Annotated in this window: 15 protein-coding genes; 9 read left to right on the top strand and 6 right to left on the bottom strand. The window is 42.2% G+C overall.

Annotated features, from left to right (window positions below; all coding sequences use genetic code 11):
- Nucleotides 1–234: 234 nt before the first annotated feature.
- The gene (locus ACAN56_RS25560; protein WP_379146298.1) at nt 235–1,212 is read right to left on the bottom strand and encodes a phosphotransferase enzyme family protein; all 978 of its coding nucleotides are present in this window, start codon (nt 1,210–1,212) and stop codon (nt 235–237) included.
- A gap of 510 nt (nt 1,213–1,722) precedes the next feature.
- Between ACAN56_RS25560 and ACAN56_RS25555 the strand changes: the two genes are divergently transcribed.
- Entirely contained in the window at nt 1,723–2,235 is a 513-nt protein-coding gene (locus tag ACAN56_RS25555; protein WP_379146296.1) for a LytTR family DNA-binding domain-containing protein, read from the top strand.
- 13 nt (nt 2,236–2,248) lie between these two features.
- A complete protein-coding gene (locus tag ACAN56_RS25550) occupies nt 2,249–2,677 on the top strand; it encodes a DUF3021 family protein (protein ID WP_379146293.1) in 429 nt (142 codons plus the stop codon).
- A gap of 232 nt (nt 2,678–2,909) precedes the next feature.
- On the opposite strand, the gene ACAN56_RS25545 is transcribed toward ACAN56_RS25550, so the two are convergent.
- From ACAN56_RS25545 to ACAN56_RS25530, 4 genes are all read right to left on the bottom strand, one after another.
- On the bottom strand, nt 2,910–5,468 hold the full coding sequence (locus ACAN56_RS25545; RefSeq protein ID WP_379146291.1) for an ABC transporter permease: 2,559 nt from the start codon (nt 5,466–5,468) through the stop codon (nt 2,910–2,912).
- Nucleotides 5,465–6,154 carry an ABC transporter ATP-binding protein gene (locus ACAN56_RS25540; protein ID WP_038585755.1) on the bottom strand — a complete coding sequence of 230 codons (690 nt, stop codon included), beginning with the start codon at nt 6,152–6,154 and terminating at the stop codon, nt 5,465–5,467. Before ACAN56_RS25540 ends, ACAN56_RS25545 begins: the two co-directional genes overlap by 4 nt.
- 81 nt (nt 6,155–6,235) lie before the next feature.
- Nucleotides 6,236–7,225, bottom strand: a complete 990-nt coding sequence (locus ACAN56_RS25535; RefSeq protein WP_379146289.1) for a sensor histidine kinase — start codon at nt 7,223–7,225, stop codon at nt 6,236–6,238.
- Nucleotides 7,212–7,898 carry a response regulator transcription factor gene (locus tag ACAN56_RS25530; RefSeq protein WP_342438309.1) on the bottom strand — a complete coding sequence of 229 codons (687 nt, stop codon included), beginning with the start codon at nt 7,896–7,898 and terminating at the stop codon, nt 7,212–7,214. The genes ACAN56_RS25535 and ACAN56_RS25530 overlap by 14 nt, the downstream gene beginning before the upstream one ends.
- Before the next feature lie 281 nt (nt 7,899–8,179).
- Between ACAN56_RS25530 and ACAN56_RS25525 the strand changes: the two genes are divergently transcribed.
- From ACAN56_RS25525 to ACAN56_RS25495, 7 genes are all read left to right on the top strand, one after another.
- Nucleotides 8,180–9,169, top strand: coding sequence for a tRNA dihydrouridine synthase (locus ACAN56_RS25525; protein ID WP_379146286.1), 990 nt, complete (start codon nt 8,180–8,182; stop codon nt 9,167–9,169).
- A gap of 193 nt (nt 9,170–9,362) precedes the next feature.
- Entirely contained in the window at nt 9,363–9,593 is a 231-nt protein-coding gene (locus tag ACAN56_RS25520; protein WP_038585771.1) for an AbrB/MazE/SpoVT family DNA-binding domain-containing protein, read from the top strand.
- Nucleotides 9,587–9,928, top strand: a complete 342-nt coding sequence (gene mazF, locus ACAN56_RS25515; protein ID WP_379146283.1) for an endoribonuclease MazF — start codon at nt 9,587–9,589, stop codon at nt 9,926–9,928. The genes ACAN56_RS25520 and mazF overlap by 7 nt, the downstream gene beginning before the upstream one ends.
- 42 nt (nt 9,929–9,970) lie before the next feature.
- On the top strand, nt 9,971–10,279 hold the full coding sequence (locus ACAN56_RS25510; RefSeq protein ID WP_341377258.1) for a hypothetical protein: 309 nt from the start codon (nt 9,971–9,973) through the stop codon (nt 10,277–10,279).
- A gap of 270 nt (nt 10,280–10,549) precedes the next feature.
- Nucleotides 10,550–11,119 (top strand): SF0329 family protein, encoded by a 570-nt coding sequence (locus ACAN56_RS25505; RefSeq protein WP_379146280.1) that lies wholly within the window; start codon nt 10,550–10,552, stop codon nt 11,117–11,119.
- A gap of 745 nt (nt 11,120–11,864) precedes the next feature.
- Nucleotides 11,865–13,895, top strand: coding sequence for an HsdM family class I SAM-dependent methyltransferase (locus tag ACAN56_RS25500; RefSeq protein ID WP_379146278.1), 2,031 nt, complete (start codon nt 11,865–11,867; stop codon nt 13,893–13,895).
- On the top strand, nt 13,896–15,053 hold the full coding sequence (locus ACAN56_RS25495) for a restriction endonuclease subunit S (protein WP_379146276.1): 1,158 nt from the start codon (nt 13,896–13,898) through the stop codon (nt 15,051–15,053).
- A gap of 464 nt (nt 15,054–15,517) precedes the next feature.
- On the opposite strand, the gene ACAN56_RS25490 is transcribed toward ACAN56_RS25495, so the two are convergent.
- Nucleotides 15,518–17,140, bottom strand: a complete 1,623-nt coding sequence (locus ACAN56_RS25490) for a DNA/RNA helicase domain-containing protein (protein WP_379146273.1) — start codon at nt 17,138–17,140, stop codon at nt 15,518–15,520.
- Between the last annotated feature and the right edge of the window lie 44 nt (nt 17,141–17,184).

Genomic DNA, 17,184 nt, shown 5'->3' with positions numbered 1-17,184 from the left:
TTGAAAGATATTATGTATGCTAATGCTTTCGTTTGAGAACATTTCAACTTTGGTATTGCTGCAGGCAGGGGGGCCGGGTATCTCAAATATTGCCCATAAAAGAGCTGGTATTTCAAGCTTGCTCATCGTTTTGGGGCAATCTTTTTCCGTTATGGCGGCAATGTAGTAATCCGTCGTGTTCTATCCATTCCGCTGTATACACCCACTAGCCCATCCCCATGACGGTATAAATTGTTATTCCCAATACGGAACACCTGTGAAGAGAAACGATTCATTGTTTACATAGGCATTAATTTCTCTACTGGCTAATTTGCTGATATGGTCTGGTAACCACTCCTGAGAGTCGGGCAGACCCAGCCAGAAATTCATGGTCTCAAGCTGTGCTGCAACGAAAAAACCTTCCAATAGCTCAATATAGTTATCTGGTAATGAATGATACTTAGAATATGATTTCAGTAACTGTTCTCTGAATGAAGGATGTATATATGAGAATGTCCAGCCCAAATCAACCAAATAGTAACCAAATCCGCAAGCGCCAAAATCGATGGGCCGCGCCTCTTTTTCATGAAACACAATATTACTTGGAATCAAATCGGCATGAATCATTCCCCAATTACCGGACGTTCTCTCAATAGAGTTCATCATTGTAATTACCTGCCCACCTGCAATCTGAAGAAGTTCGGTATCACTTGTATTAAGCAGACCTGCATTAGCCCGCTCCTTAAGCTTGCCCAGTGATTGTAATATACGGGAACTATCAAAGGCAGGACGTTCAAATAAACTTGGGATTTGCCAGTTAGAGGCTTGCCTATGTAATTTACCGGTCATTTCACCTATATATTTAGCGTCATCTATTGTAAGGATAAAAGGTTTCTGCTCACCTTCCACCCATTGTAGTAAAGTGCAGTTTGTATTGTTTACGGTCGTAATGAATTCTCCGCGGGTATTCTTGTAAGGTGAAGGCAGGGTTAAATCTGTATCTAAGGCTAAGGCGTGAAGCCAGACCATTTCGGAGTGGATCACTTCCTGCTTACTCCAAAAACTTTCAAGAGCGTCACCTTTGGATATATGCAATCGGAGGCTATAACTGTTGTTATCCAGGTCGGTGATTTTGTAGATCGTATTTCCGCTTTGTGCAATGAAATCAATCGATTTACATGTTATGGAGTAGTTACTTAATGCTTCCTTTGCTATACTTAAGTTTTTATTCAATCGCAGATCTCTCCTCGTTATCATTGTATAAAATTACAATAGCACATCTATTTTTTTGAAAAAATGTAATGGTTAATTATATTTGTTTTTGACGTCGAGTGTGTAGACATGTCAGAGGATAGGAAATGAGAGAGTAATAAATTCATTTATAGAAAATTTTGATGAGAGCATCCTTGGATAGCTCTCTTTTTTAGTCCGAAATTATTAAGGTGAATTTTGGATAAAATAGTTCTATTATATAGAATGAATTTAATAACTACACAAAAGGGCAAAAGTAACGGAGGGGAAATTTGGAACTGTAGGAGCGATAGCGACCGCCTTTGTCACCGGATTTCCACCACATATAGTGGGTTAAATCAAGAAATCTGGGGACAACAGCGGCCGGAAGTCCAAATATTCACCGTAGTTACTTCCTCGCCAAAATGGGGAAATCTTAAATTCAATCTATATAGAAGGATTTATAGGTCTTGAAGTCGAAAAAAGTAACAGGATTCAGAAGAGGTAATTGGATTGACACACAAGTCCTACCACCGATTCAGTTACTGGAATAACTTAAAAAAATTAGAATTTCTGAGGGTGTTTTCTATCAAAATTTCCATCGAAGTAATAGAACATACAGAAGAAGAGGAGATCTGCATCAGGTGTCACCAAGTAGACGAAGAAATACATGGGCTCGTTGATAAAATAAAAACCGAAACGCTCATTATACTTGGTTATCATGAGGATAAGATCAGCCGCATCAAACTTAGTGATGTTTTTTATTTTGAAGCTGTTGACGGAAAAGTGTTTGCGTATGGTAAGAACAACGTTCATGAAGTCAAACAAAAGCTTTATGAACTAGAGGAACTTTGCAAAGAGAAACATTGTTTTCGAGCCTCCAAATCGACCATTCTAAATATAGCTAAGATTGCCAGCATTCATCCGTCGATCAGCGGCCGCTTTCAAGCATTATTGGATAACGGGGAAAAGGTAGTCATATCACGGCAGTATGTGCCAATGCTTAAACACATGCTTGGATTATAAAAGGGGGACCTATATGAAGTATTCCGAGCTCATAAAAGAAATGATTAGAGATTTCTTAATTGTATTCGCCTCCATAATTATAATCATCGCTATTTTGCGGCAAATCTATGATCCTGATGCAAGTTTCGAATTAAAGACGATTTTTACAATTATGGCTTTCTCTTTTCTGGGTACTTTGACCGGAATCATTTTATATACGCCGCATGCGATTAGCGAGAATAAAATGAGCCTCCTAGTGATTTTACATTTCTTTTTTCTGGAAGCCCTATTAATTTCTCTGGCTGTCATATTGAATCTCGTATACGGCACTTTCGGTATACTATTATTGGCTTTGGAAATTGCCGCAGTATACACTATCGTTCACCTACTGACGTATAAGAATGACAAAAAGGAAGCTCAAAAGATCAATGAAAGGCTAAAAACATTTAAAAACGAGGTTTAGAAGACATACACAAACCGATCCTAAATATAGTCGTATTCGCAGCGTAAGTACACTTCTTTGCATTGTTTTTACAACCTATTGGCTCTAAGCTACAGCTTATCGTTTATGCGTATACACCTGTGGATTACTTCAATGCGCTGGAAGCCTACGCCGTTCATGGGGAATGAGGCTGTTCAAAAAGTAGGCATGTACTACTTTTTGAACAGCCTTTTACTTTAATATCGCTTTTGAATCAAGTCATATCATCCCGAAGCGCATCAATAATATTTTCCTTTTTGATCTTGCTAATGGCATACAGCATTGTAACAAACACAATAAAGAGAACGCTGAACACGCTGATTCCGATGCTGGCCCAAGGCAGCACAAAAACGATACCGTCCGCTCCGCCTATGAACATCCCTTTATAAATCAGCCAAGAGAAAATCACCGCTACGGGAAGCCCGACGAGCAGTGCCCTCATGCCATAAAAGGCACACTCGAAATTCATCATCTTCTGGAAATCGTGTTCCGACATTCCCACCGAGCGAAGCATGGCAAGCTCCCGCCGGCGCAGCTTGATGTTCGTGGAAATGGTGTTGAACACATTGGCAATTGCAATCAGCGAAATCATAATGATAAAAGTATAGGCAAACACGTTGGCAATGAAGATATAATTACGGCTCTCATCCATCAGTCTGTTCATATTGTACATATTGTACGCAGCTGTGATCCCCGCGCCCTCGATCATCGTTTCCATTTCATCTGCCGACCGCGTGGGGCTATCTGACTGAAAGGTCATGCCCTTCATATCCACATGAGTGTCAGGTGTTACATACTGCTCTTTGAGCGAATAGGGAGCCATCACATAGAAAAAGATCGGCGTCGGCTCCGTGGCATCCAGAATCGGAAGTGTATCGGGCGGCGCGGTATCGACAAACGTAATGCTGACGTTTTTCCCCTGCTCCGGCTCCGCCCCGTCATCTGTCTTGGGCACGATGGTAAAATTCATGGCAGAGTTTGTGAACACGTCCACATACTCGCCCGCCTCTTCAATCTTGGCAACGGAAATCAGCTTAGCATTTTGCCCGGTATATTCCTCTGCCGGCAGACCCAGCTCTGAAAGAATACTAAGATAGGTGCTTTCATCAAGGAACTGAAATTGCATGGGCAGTTTAACGGTGTCGCCCGTTGCATAAGAAGGTGCATGTTCCCAGTAATCGTCTGTCATATCGCTTGCTTTGGCAGTGCCTGAATAGGTAACAAGCGCCTGATATGAGCTTGCATAGACGCCATCAGCGGTCTTCATCTTGTCATATAGCGGCAGCATTTCGCTGTCGTCCATGTCCCGTGCGGCAAAGGCGATGTCGTAGGTCGTAACCTCTTTCGACTGACCTAACGCCAGCTTCAGATCCGTCACAAAAGCACTGGCTGATATAAACAGCACTACGCTTAAAACAAGCGACAGCACAATGCTGCGATAGCGTTTCTTGTTTCTCTTAAAATTCTTGAGTGCAAGGTTTCCTTCCAAACCGTAAATGTGCTGTGCCAGGTTTGAAGTTTTAACAGCATTGGATTCAACCTTGACCTCGTTCGTCTGGCGAATACACTCCATCACAGGCGTGTTTACAGCTTTTCTTGCCGGGATATAGGCCGAAATCAGAATCGTAACCAGGCTGACCGCTGCCGCAGCAATAATTGCGGGAATGGATACCGTCACGGTCAATGGGACATCAGTGTAGAGGATGTTACCAAACGTCTTGGCGACAATGTCGATTACGAGTTTGATGCCGCCCATGCCAACCAGTATACCTATCGGTATGCCGACTGCGCCGATGCAAAGTCCCTCAAACAGCACTGAATTTCGTAGCTGCTTTGCCGTGGCTCCCACCGACATGAGGATACCAAACTGCTGTGTACGCTCATTCAGGGAGATGTTGAAGGAGTTGTAAATCAGAAAAATCGAGCCTATCATGATGATGGCGACCACAATGCCGCCAACCGCATACAGAAGCCTGTTGAACATGTTATCGTCGGAAAGGCCCATGAAACGCAGCACATAATCATTCAAAAAATACGCATGGTCTCCGGCTGTTTTGTCGATGTAAGCATGTATCTGGCGCGGGTTTTTCAGTGTGACAAACAGGCTGAAGCTATCTGTGCTATCCCCGGCATCTGTTTTAGTGATTAGGGTATATCCCGGCGCGGAGGTTTCCTCAAAGCGGGGTCTTTGACAAATACCCACAATCTTGTAGGTTTTCTCACCCTGAGGCACAAAGGTTTCGCTCTGGGCATTGTACGGGTCATTCTGACCGAGCTTTTCGCCGCCGCTCATGCGGCTTCCCACTGTGAGGGAAACGGTGTCGCCCACCGCGAATTTCACGCCGGCTTCAGTTGCGACTTTCCCCGAAACAAGAATCTCTCCGCTGTTTTCGGGCATCCTGCCGGAAAACAGTGTGACAGGCAGAGCATCCAAGGTTTCCTCACTGTAACCAGCCAGAAAAAGATACGGCTTTCCCTGGGTTTTGCTGCCGCCAAGCGCGGCGTAACCGATATTTTCAAAGGTTGCGGTGCTTGCAACTCCATCGTCGTGGGTTCGTTCCTGTACGAAAGAGGAATCAACATCCAAAAACTCGACATGCCAATCGCCGTATTTTGCAATTGCGCCGTTTGTCATATAGCTCAGCAGGGATACGCCAAAGGTAGCGACTGCCGTAATCATGGCAGCAGACAGAACAACTCCGATAATCGTTACAAGCGTTCGTGTGCGGTTCTTTTTCAGTCCTTGTAGGGCGACCTTGTTGAAAATGTTCATGACCGTGCCACCTGCCTCTCATCCCGCACTACTTTGCCGTCTGATATGCCGATAATGCGGTCTGCTTGCAGGGCGATATTTTCGTCATGCGTGACGATGAGAAGAGTCTGCCGATATTTTTGATTGCTTAATTTCAGCAGGTTGATAATTTCATGTCCATTTCGGCTGTCCAAACTGCCCGTGGGTTCGTCGGCAAGCATGACCGCCGGGGCATTCATCAAAGCGCGTCCTATGGATACACGCTGCTGCTGACCGCCCGAAAGCTGATTGGGTAAATGCATTTTCCGGTCTTTCAGCCCAAGCAGGTCCAACAAGTCATTCAGCCGTTCCTCGTTGACCTTCCGCTTGTCCATCAGTATAGGTAAGGTGATGTTTTCCATCACATTCAGAGTGGGAATGAGGTTGTGAAACTGGTAAATCAGTCCGACCTGCCGCCTGCGGAAGATGGCGAGTTTCTCATTGCTTTGGGCATATACATCCTGCCCGTCCAAATACACCTTTCCGCTTGTCGGCACGTCCACACCGCCGATAATGTGAAGCAATGTGGATTTGCCGGAGCCGGAGGAGCCGATGATTGCGGTAAACTCCCCCTTTTCGATGGTAAGCGAAACATGGTCAAGCGCGGTAACTTGGTTTTCGCCCTTGCCGTAGACCTTGCATAGATTTTCAATTTTTAAGAACTCCATTATGTGAGTCTCCTTCTCATGGTTTACCCATATAATAGAACCTTCATCTTACATCTCTGTGACTTTCAGGTGAGAGATTCGTCACTTTGGGAAACGAATAGCAAATACCGCACCGCCCTGCGGGTGATTTTTTGCGGTAATCGTCCCTCCCTGCCTTGTTATAATCATCTTGCAGAGAGAAAGTCCAATCCCGTATCCTGTAGCGTTTGGGTTTTTCCCGCGATAAAACCTGTCAAACAGGCAGGGTAAATCTTCTTTTTCAAAGCCCGCGCCGCTGTCGTGGATAGCAATCCCGGTAAACAGCGGGTTGTCCGTGCAAACAATCTCAATCTTCCCGTTCTCGCCAGCGCTTTCCAAGCAATTTTTGAGGATATTTTGAATGGCTTCCGAAAGCCAACCCGAATCGCCCTGAATCATTACCCCTTTCGGCACGTCCATTTGCAAATCAATATCGTGCAGTTCCATTGAGATTAGAAACGGGCGAAGCGCGGCGCATATTAAGTTGTTTACATCGATCTGCCCGCTTTGGAACACCACAATGCCTGCGTCCAAGCGGGATAATTTCAATAGAGAAGTAATCAGCCAATCCATCCGCACAAGCAATTCCTCTGTTTCCCGTACAAATGCTTTCCGCTCGTTTTCATCAGGGCTATTCGCTAACAATGACAGAATGAGGTTCGCGGATGTGAGCGGAGTTCGGAGCTGGTGGGCTATGTCGGCAAGCGAATCGGCAAGATGTTCTTTTTCTTTTATCAGCGCGTCGTTTTGCTCCCGAATACGCAGCATCATTTTTGTTATCTCGCTGTGCAGAATGGAAAGTTCGCCCTCGTCCGATTCGCCAATATACAGATGGTCAGCATTATGAAGTACAAGATCGATTTGATTTGAAATCCGCGCAATGCTTTTGTACCGGGCTTTGGTAAACGCGAAAAACGCTGTGCCAAAGGCGGCGGCAGAAGCAAGGGCAAGGATTCCCGCCGCCTCATTTATTGCAAATCCCAGCATTACAGCGGCGGCGGCCATGAAGGAGAACAAAATGGCAAACTGCCGAAACTCTCTATTCCGAAGCATGCCCGCCCCCCAATCTATACCCTGTCCCGCGAACGGTCAGAATAATTTGCGGGCTTGCCGGGTCGTTCTCTATCTTCTCCCGCAAGCGTTTGATGTACACGGTCAATGTATTGTCATTGACAAACTCGCCCGCCGCGTCCCACAATTCGTCAAGTAACTTGCCCCTCGTGATAATACTTTTTGGGTTGCTAATAAACACCAGCAACAAGCGGTATTCTAATGCTGAAAGAAAAACCTCGTTGCCGTTTTTTTTCACCACGCCGCTTGCCGTATCGACATGAAGCCCGCGAATTTCAAAATCCGCTCCGGAACGCCCGCTTTTTCGCAGGGCGGTTCCAATTCGCGCAATCAGTTCACGCGGACGAAAAGGCTTGGTGATATAGTCGTCCGCGCCCATGTTCAGCCCGGTAACAACACTCGCCTCATCGCCGGAAGCCGTCAGAAAGATAACGGGAACATCCCCTGTTTCTTTGATTTCCGTGCAAACCGTAAAGCCATTTCCGTCAGGCAAAGAAATATCAATCAGCGCCAAGTCGAATTTATTCCCGGCAAGTGCGGCAAGGGCTTCACTCCGCGTAGGGGCGTGGATGACTGTAAATCCCTCCGAGCGGAGCAAAAGTATAAGGTTTTTAGCGATTGCCTTATCGTCCTCAACCAAAAATATCCGTTTCATTTATTTTCACCAGCCTTTACTTTAGCGCTCCTATATCGTCCGTCAGCCGGTTTTTCAGCGTCAACCGGAACAATCCATGTATTTCCCACGCACAACACCTCCATAGCTTTATTATATTTCTTTTGACGGAAACATATAGGCTGAGGTATAAAACAAAAAAATACAGGAGCGTGGAAAGGAGTTCACGTTCCTGCACAGGCTCAAGATGTTAGGCGGCGTTAGCCCCTTCTTTTATGATATACTTTGATTTATCATGCCGTATTCATAGAGAGGTTTTTGAGATGACAAATAATTTTTGGCGTGATTTACCACGGCCTTTTTTTATACTGGCGCCCATGGAAGATGTGACGGATGTTGTTTTTCGCCATGTCGTAAGTGAAGCGGGCAGACCGGACGTGTTTTTTACAGAGTTTGCGAATACAGAGAGCTATTGTCACCCGGAGGGGAACCATGCTGTGCGCGGGCGGTTGACTTTTACAGAGGATGAACAGCCCATCGTAGCACATATCTGGGGAGACAAGCCGGAATACTTCCGTCAAATGAGCATCGGTATGGCGAAAGAAGGGTTCAAGGGCATCGATATTAATATGGGTTGTCCTGTAGCGAATGTAGCACAGAACGGGAAGGGAAGCGGCCTGATCTGCCGTCCGGACACCGCAGCGGATATCATCCAGGCTGCCAAAGCCGGGGGACTGCCTGTCAGTGTGAAAACAAGACTCGGTTTCAGTGACTTAGACGAATGGCGCGGCTGGTTGACCCATATTTTGAAGCAAGACATTGTTAATCTGTCTATTCATCTGCGCACACGAGAGGAAATGAGTAAAGTAGATGCTCACTGGGAACTGATTCCGGAGATTAAGAAACTCCGTGATGAGGTGGCACCAGATACACTGCTGACCATTAACGGGGATATCCCTGACCGTCAGACTGGTCTTAAGCTCGCTGAAGAGTACGGTGTGGATGGTATTATGATTGGGCGCGGTATTTTTCAGAATCCGTTTGCTTTTGAGCAGGAGCCGAAGGATCACAGTAGTGAGGAATTACTTGATCTGCTGCGGCTGCATCTGGATCTCTATGATAAATACTCCGTACAGGAACCACGTTCGTTCAGCCCTCTTCAACGATTCTTCAAAATATATGTCCGCGGATTTCGCGGGGCCAGTGAATTAAGAAACAACTTAATGAACACTAAGTCCACAAGTGAAGTGCGGGCGCTGCTCGATGAATTTGGAAGCAAGGAGCAGGATGGGGCGGAGGAACGTGGAGATTAAGCTGGCAAGATTGTAGAAATCCGAGTAGAAAATAGAATAGACGCTCAACGAGTGAGGATCGGATGAATGGGGAAGGGGATGAGCCCGGAGCCAACAAGCCTTTCCTCTGTTTTTTATATATATTCTCCACAATGATTTGACTTCTAAAAATACTTTGTTTACACTTTGTTTATACATTCTGGGAGGCGGTTCTATGTTTCAGGTTCGAAAATGGGGTAACAGCTTGGGCATTCGCATACCGAAATCCCTTGCCCTAAAGGTCGGTATTGAGGAAGGCTCCGAAGTCGATCTTGATGTGGAAGATGGACATCTTATCATCAAGCCGAAGTCGGCTACACTGGACGAAATCCTTTCCCAGGTCACCCCGGAAAATCTCCATAATGAGGTCTCTACAGGCGAACAACAAGGACGGGAAGTATGGTAACGGGCGGGTATGTGCCGGATCGAGGCGACTTGGTATGGTTGCAGTTCAACCCGCAAACGGGGCATGAACAGGCAGGCAAACGTCCGGCCTTGGTCGTGTCTCCTGCTTCCTATAATGGTAAGGTCGGACTTTCCTTGCTCTGTCCGGTAACTTCTAAACAAAAGGGCTACCCGTTTGAAGTAGTCATTCCGCAGGATCTGCCCATCGAAGGGGTTATCCTTGCCGATCAAGTAAAGAGTCTAGATTGGCAATCCCGACAGGCAGTGTTCATCTGTAAAGTACCACAGATCATACTGTCAGATGTCGTTGCCAAACTCGACTTACTGATTCGCTGACCTACAATTGTAGGCAGCAATAAGAGAAGTGGTGCCCAGTAAATGAATAACATAAACTCTCATCATTGTAATCTCAATATATGGTATCATCTACCTGATGAAGTATGGAGTAAAGTTGCTGCTATATACAAGTCTATGCCCGGTTGGATGGGGTATAAAGACGGGATTCCATATTGGTTCGGGCAGGAAGATGATGATGTTTTTATTGAAGCATCAGTTGAGCCGGGCGGATTGTCATTTTATGCCCAGATGAATCAGAGCGATTGGGATTCCTGGATAACAAGGTTTAAATCAGAAGCAACAAAGGTATTAGATTTTGACGTTGGTGAACCTGAAGATGGATTTATGTGAAAGGATTGTAACTTCAAATAAACGATGCGAACCTTTTACGTATAGCGCTAGGGTTGCCTGAGAGTCCGTTTGTTGGGTGATGAAATTGGTGTATACGCTTGAATGTTATTCAGGCTCGGAATTGCCATTTCGAGAGAAATAAAGCTGTGCGCGGGCGGCATTTGGCTTAAACAGAAAATTGAAGTCAAATGATTGAGGATCGGCTGAATGGAGAGGGGATAAACCCGGAGCCAACAAGCCTTTCCTCTGTTTTTATATGGAGGGGATCACATGTCCTGGAGCAAATTGAAGCAACAACTGGAGGGCTTTCTCTGTCCTGCGCTAAATGGAAGGGTAGAATACCGCGCACCAGGTTACCGTTATCTGCCTGATAAATCAGGGATTTGTTATATCTCGGTAGATAAAAAGAACGTACTCAATATGAGTGATAAAACGAACACTATCAGATGGTATCAAACGGAGCTGGAAATTAAGAATGATCCGGATATCCAGATTCCTGTCACAAGTAGCGACATTGAAGCGGTCAGAGTAGCTACTAAGGGACCAGTGCCGGAGGAACGCCTAATAGTAATGGCCAGAAGCAGAAAAAGTACCGAACATGCCAAAGAGCTAATGTCAGCACAGGCTGCATTAAGTAAATCGAATTTTATTGTTGTGGCTAATAAGTTTCTGACTACTCCTATAGAGGAGAGCTTAGAGAGCAGTGATATGGTATTGAATATACTGGCTTTGGTGGATAGAAGAGTTGGGAAGAAGCGGATCTTGGGTATGGCCGAGAAGATGGAGTTGAAGCACCCGGTTGTGCGGTATTTTTATGAAATAAGGCGTAGTACGTTGTGAAGTGAATGATTAACTTTACTTCTCAAGTGGATTTCTTGTACGGTGAAGCGTGTCGGCAGAGAACTTGGCATCTCCGTCTATAATGAAGAGATTGGACGTGGCCTGCTGCGCCAAGTGGTCGTTAAGAAAGCCTCCCGCACCGGTGAGATGATGCTATACTCATCACCAACGCGAGGGACATCCCGCACAAAGCGGGGCATAAGAAAGCTAAGGTAATTGCAGGATGTAACGATGATCTCTGGAGATTTTAATAGATTGGGTAGGAAAGGTTATTTGGAGGAGAAGGGTACTTTTTACAGCATTTTTTATTTAATTTAATAGGAAGATAGATATATTAACCGTTTTCATGCTAATACTAGAAACATCACGCCTCTTGTTTTGCCCCGCCAATATGGTTGGGTCTTTCTTTGTGCGTACAAAAGGTATTAGTGAAATTTTCAGGCGGGTATGACAATCCTTAACTTCGGCGTTGATAGAAAGTTCTTTTCACTAGCTGCTGGGTACGGATATAATAAAAGAACTACCGTTTAGGGGGAAATGCTATTGGGAAATATTCATTATTCATCGGGCGTATTGATAAAGATAACTCTAAACTATTATCAGACCAGATAGAATACATTACTTGATCATTGATGTTTATGTCGAATCTGTATACAACTTGTGAAATTGTAAGAGAAACCTAAATTAGGGAAACCAAATTTATAAGGAAGAAAACATATTGAGGAATTGAGAGGAAGAATAACAAGTGAGTGTAACAAAACAATTAAAATGGAAACTAGAAGACCAAGTAAACGACTATGTAAAGAAAAAGTTGGAAAATATTGGTATGGAAAATCAAAAAAGTTTCAATGTTGAGTCAAATATGTCTGAATATATGAAGGAAGCATTGAAAGGTTCTGCTAAGACTAAGAATAAAACCAATTTTGGAAAACCTGACTTTCACATTGAAGTTTATTCGATTCCAGTTGTTATTGAGAATAAACTTAACACAAATAAACTTATTGCAACAACAAAAAACGGTTTGAGAATGGACGACAAATCCATAAGCAACTATGCCGTAAATGGTGCAGTCTATTATGCACAGAACATGATTGCTTCTGACAAATATAACGAAGTTATTGCAATAGGTGTTGTAGGTGATTCTGAAGATGATGTATCGATTGCCGTTTATTATGTATTTGGTTCTTCTGCTGAGCCAAAGTTAATGTCTAGTTATACAAACTTCAACTTTTTAGAAAACAAGAAAACGTTTGACAGTTTTTATGAAGAGGCAACACTTAGCGAGAAAGAAAAACATCGTATCTTAATCGATTCTCAAGAGCTATTGAAGAAACATGCTAACAACTTAAATGTGCTTATGAACAATCATAATATTCCAGTAGACCAACGTGTTGTTTATGTATCGGGTATGCTCCTTGCAATGCAGGATGTTCTAAATAAAAATGGAGAAGTCAAAGCCATAGGATTGATCCCCGAAGATTTAAAGGGAGACCAATATGAAGAAGACCGTGACGGTATGCGGATTGTAAAGCAGATAACCAAATACCTAACGACTAAAGGAATCCCTGAGAGCAAACGTATTTTGATGCTTGGATCGTTCCGTGAAGCAATTTCTCTCGATAAAGACCGTGATGAACTGACAGATCTCGATAAGAAAGTTTCAACACTTATAAACGGAAAGGCTTCCGTAACGAAGCAAGTCTTCACATATATTTATGAGTATGTTTATTCAGCAATTGATGGAACAGCAGGACACCTTGATATCATGGGAGAAATGTACAGCGTCTTCTTGAAATATGCACTGGGTGACGGTAAAGAAATCGGTATTGTACTAACACCACCATATATTACAAAGATGATGTCACAAATACTTGATGTCAACATGGATTCTCATGTAATGGACTTAGCAACAGGTAGTGCAGGCTTCCTTATTGCTTCGATGGAGACAATGATACAAGATGCAGAAAAAAACTATGGCAAAAAAACTACAGAAGCAAAAGAAAAAATTAAAAAAATCAAGGAGCGTCAACTCCTTGGGGTGGAACTAAATGCAAAAATGTTTACACTGGCTTCAACAAATATGATACTTCGTGGTGATGGTTCTAGTAATATTCAGAAGGGAAGCTCATTTGACCGTCCGCCTGAGTTGTACGAAAAATTCAGGGCAAATAAGCTACTATTAAATCCACCTTTTACATTTGAGGAAAATGGCATGCCATTTATCGAACACGGATTGAAATTTATGAGAAAAGGTGGACTAGCTGCAATTATCATTCAAGATTCCGCAGGTAATGGAAAAGCGTCCAAAACAAATAAGCGGATACTCAAAAACAATACAATGATTGCTAGTATAAAAATGCCGGTCGATACATTCCAACCATCCGCAGGTGTGCAAACATCAATCTATGTCTTTGAAGCAGGAAAACCACATAATTTCGAAATGGATACTGTTAAATTTATCGACTTTAGAAATGATGGACATAAGCGTACTCTAAGAGGAAATCTTGAAATTGATCATCCAACAGAACGTTATCAAGATATAGTTAAAATATTTAGATTAGGAAAAAATGCCTCCAAAAATAAAGATTTTCATAATGAATTGTGGAACTTAGAAGATGTGTATATCGAAGACTTAATCACAAATAGCGGTGAAGATTGGAATTTTGAGAAGCATAAAGTCAATGATACTTCTCCAACAGAAGAAGATTTCATGTCAGTCATCGGTGAATATCTTTCATTTGAGGTCAGTCAACTATTGAAAGAGCGTGATCAATAAGTGACTACATTTAAACAAACAAAACTAATAGATGTTCTTTACTGGATACCTGGCATCAAGCGGGTTAAGCCTATAGATATTGCAATGTATAGGATAGAATCTGATGAGAAGTATCCTTTTTTTGGTCAGTCATTAACAAATAACGGTATTATTGAATATATGTCAATTGACTCAAAATTTCTAAACAACGTTGAAAAAAATGTCTATCTATTAGTGGCTTCAAATAACCACTCAATTAATATTGTTACTGAGCCTTTTTATCTGAAAGAAGACCATGCGGCAACAAGTATAATTGGACATGAGAAAATGACGTTAAGAACTGCGCTATATATTAAGAGTAGTATATTCCATGTATTTGCTAAAATATTTGATTATAACGCCAAAGCTACGCAAGATATATTAAAGAACACAGTAGTTACACTTCCATTCATTAGTGAAAGCGATAATGAACTCGATTGGGAATTTATGGAGCGATCCGTGGAACACATTGAGAAGCAATCCGTGGAACACATTGAGAAGCAATATGTGGAGCGTATTGAGGGTTACTTACTGAAGTTAGGATATTCATCTATAGAGGATACGCTTCTCTCATATGATGACAAGGCTATTATAGAAAAATATTCGTCTGCCAATGTAAAACCCTTTAAACTTGAGGAATTGTTCGACACGATAAAAAGAGGCAAACGTATCAAATCTCTTGATCGAATTGTAGGGGAACTACCATTTATAACTGCAGGTGTCGAAAAAATGGGTTTTTCTGATTACATCGGAAACTTTGAAGCAGAAGTTTTTCCAGCTAACAGTCTAACAATTGATATGTTTGGTATAACTTTTTATAGAGGATATAAATTCGGAGCTGACGACCATGTAACAGTTCTGCATCGTACAGATGGGAAGTTCAGCAGAGCTGTTCTCCAATTTATACAGCCAAATATAAATAGTGCTATTGCAGGGAAGTTTAGTTACTCAAGAAATTTTTATGCTTCTGATGCTCCTGAGGTAGAAATAAAGTTACCTGTGACGTTAAACGGTGAAATTGATTATGAGTTAATAGAAAACTATATTACTATTATCCAGAAGAAAGTCGTACACCGACTGATAGCTAAAATGGATAAAGAGTTAAAATTATTGAACAATGTCATTTCACAAAAAAGATAAAAGTATATAGAATGGTTCAACGTTCTGAACTTCCTTGTTCCCTGCTATTATAGTGAGTGATTCTTGCGGGCAATAATTTCCAGGAAAATTATGCGTTAAAAAGGCGGCTAGTCTTTGCCGCCCCTTCATTTGAGCAGATGCTATTCCTGTTAATTGTTTTCAGTGTACACACATCACATGTGGACTGTGTGGCGGTGTTGGTGCGGATTGTAATTGGTTTGGACAAGGGTTCGACTCCCCTCAGCTCTATACGGAAATTAAAGTGAAACCCGCTGACCTGATGGTTAGCGGGTTTCGCTTTCTACGGAGACGCAGCGGACCGACTCGTCGAATATGCATCGGTAGTAAACTCAATAAGGAGTGCAGCTCCTCCAGGCTCTCATAAGTAACCCAAAGGCACTGATGTATTTTATTGGAAGAAAAGAATTATTTCTTGTCAAGGATAATATACAGCTTGATTAAAGTTAGTAATAAGGGATATACTTCTTCAAGTATTCTCTTAGGTTATCGTCACAAATATAGACATATGTTCCTCTGATGCCACGAGTTAGAAACACCGCATATGTATTAAGAATATAAGCTTTCAGTTCTTCATCAGTTATTCCGTTCTTTACTTTGTTGTCGAAGAAATTATCCTTATTTACTTTTATCACATTGTCTAACTTATCAAAACCGAGATCTGGACCAATAATAACTCCGGCATAGTTTAAATCAAGACCAGGCAATGTATAGATACTACCCATCTCTTTTTTGGCATTCAAATTGCTTAACCAACCACCTGTCTGACTGTTCCATTTAATGTTGACACCGTCAATACTGATATCTACTAATGTGTTATCTTCTTTACCTTTCCACTCCCAGGCATATCCCGAACAAAGTCTGCATAAACCAATGGCTTTTTCCTTTTCCTCAAGAACGCTCACCATATCGGAAAATGAGGTAAATAGTTTAAAATCGTAGTTTTCAAATGCAAGCTTGTTAATAGTTCTTTGATATAACATATCGTAGATGTAAGGGACATAGCTATTGCCAGCTTTTATTCGTAGCTGTTCATCTAGCTCTATAGGACGAATCCCCCGCTTTCTTTCATATAGTCGTTCTTCAAAGTGTTCGTGTGATATGTCGGAAGGACATGTACTTTGTTTTCCGTCGTAGAATAGAATTTGGTAGTTGGAATTAGCCATAATCCAATCTAATTCATCGTGTGTTTTATCGAATCCGAGTCGTGCATTCCCTGTTTTAAAATGTACATAATACATTCCGAGATTTTTACCTTTTCTCAATCGTTGAGCTTCATCGCAAATAATAATGTCGTAGTGTTGTTTGGTGACGTCCACTGGGCTGATAACATCTTTTTTGCTCAACCCATCTGTGTTTTTAAAAACCTCTTGAATTTCGCTGCGAGTGGAGGGATTTGCATACACCAATGCGATTTTTTTATCTTTATAACGCTCATTGCTTTTTAAATAATGGAGCAATGAAGTAGCTACAATAGTTTTGCCGGTTCCTGCGTCACCACTTATTAGAATTGGCCTTGTATTGAAAGTCTGTTCATGTGGTAAAGTTTCACCGGAATCAATGGTGTGAACAATACTTGTTAAGGTTCTTTGTTGTTCTTCGGTTAGGGTAGTATGAGGAGAATACTTATATGCATTTGAGTTGATAATCATATTAAAATCTTTCGTTTTTACCAGCCCCTTTTCCTCAAGCTGGAACCATAACCTATCAAAATGTTGTTCAAAATCATTTTTCCTTTGATAATGCGGCTTTTGGCCGTCACTGCCATTCACAATATGAAACTTTTTATCAACTTTCATCAGTTTTATTAGCAGGTTTTCATAATGCTTGGCTGGAGTTTCCTCCATTGATGATCCGGTAATTATATGGATTTTATTGAAAAGATATTTTTTATTCTTATTTTTGGGTGAGTTGCTGGAATGTTCCTTCGCTCTTCTGATGGTATTGTTGGTTTCACCGATGTAAGCCTCTTTACCGTTTTCTAATATGTAGACACAGTGATAGTCAAAAGGTATTTCCCATTCATCAAAGTTTTTATTGGTATAATCATAGGTTTTTATTTTAAACATAATTCCTCCTACGGGGATTAATTTGGGATGCTAGTTCCCCCGAA

The sequence above is a fragment of the Paenibacillus paludis genome, from assembly GCF_042610515.1.
GTDB lineage: Bacteria > Bacillota > Bacilli > Paenibacillales > Paenibacillaceae > Paenibacillus_AQ.
This window is presented reverse-complemented; position numbering and strand designations above follow the sequence as displayed.

Coding starts and splice junctions, on each gene's coding strand:
- ACAN56_RS25550 (WP_379146293.1), top strand. CDS start 2,249: ATGAAGTATTCCGAGCTCATAAAAGAAATGATTAGAGATTTCTTAATT.
- ACAN56_RS25545 (WP_379146291.1), bottom strand. CDS start 5,468: ATGAACATTTTCAACAAGGTCGCCCTACAAGGACTGAAAAAGAACCGC.
- ACAN56_RS25540 (WP_038585755.1), bottom strand. CDS start 6,154: ATGGAGTTCTTAAAAATTGAAAATCTATGCAAGGTCTACGGCAAGGGC.
- ACAN56_RS25535 (WP_379146289.1), bottom strand. CDS start 7,225: ATGCTTCGGAATAGAGAGTTTCGGCAGTTTGCCATTTTGTTCTCCTTC.
- ACAN56_RS25530 (WP_342438309.1), bottom strand. CDS start 7,898: ATGAAACGGATATTTTTGGTTGAGGACGATAAGGCAATCGCTAAAAAC.
- ACAN56_RS25525 (WP_379146286.1), top strand. CDS start 8,180: ATGACAAATAATTTTTGGCGTGATTTACCACGGCCTTTTTTTATACTG.
- ACAN56_RS25520 (WP_038585771.1), top strand. CDS start 9,363: ATGTTTCAGGTTCGAAAATGGGGTAACAGCTTGGGCATTCGCATACCG.
- mazF (WP_379146283.1), top strand. CDS start 9,587: ATGGTAACGGGCGGGTATGTGCCGGATCGAGGCGACTTGGTATGGTTG.
- ACAN56_RS25510 (WP_341377258.1), top strand. CDS start 9,971: ATGAATAACATAAACTCTCATCATTGTAATCTCAATATATGGTATCAT.
- ACAN56_RS25505 (WP_379146280.1), top strand. CDS start 10,550: ATGTCCTGGAGCAAATTGAAGCAACAACTGGAGGGCTTTCTCTGTCCT.
- ACAN56_RS25490 (WP_379146273.1), bottom strand. CDS start 17,140: ATGTTTAAAATAAAAACCTATGATTATACCAATAAAAACTTTGATGAA.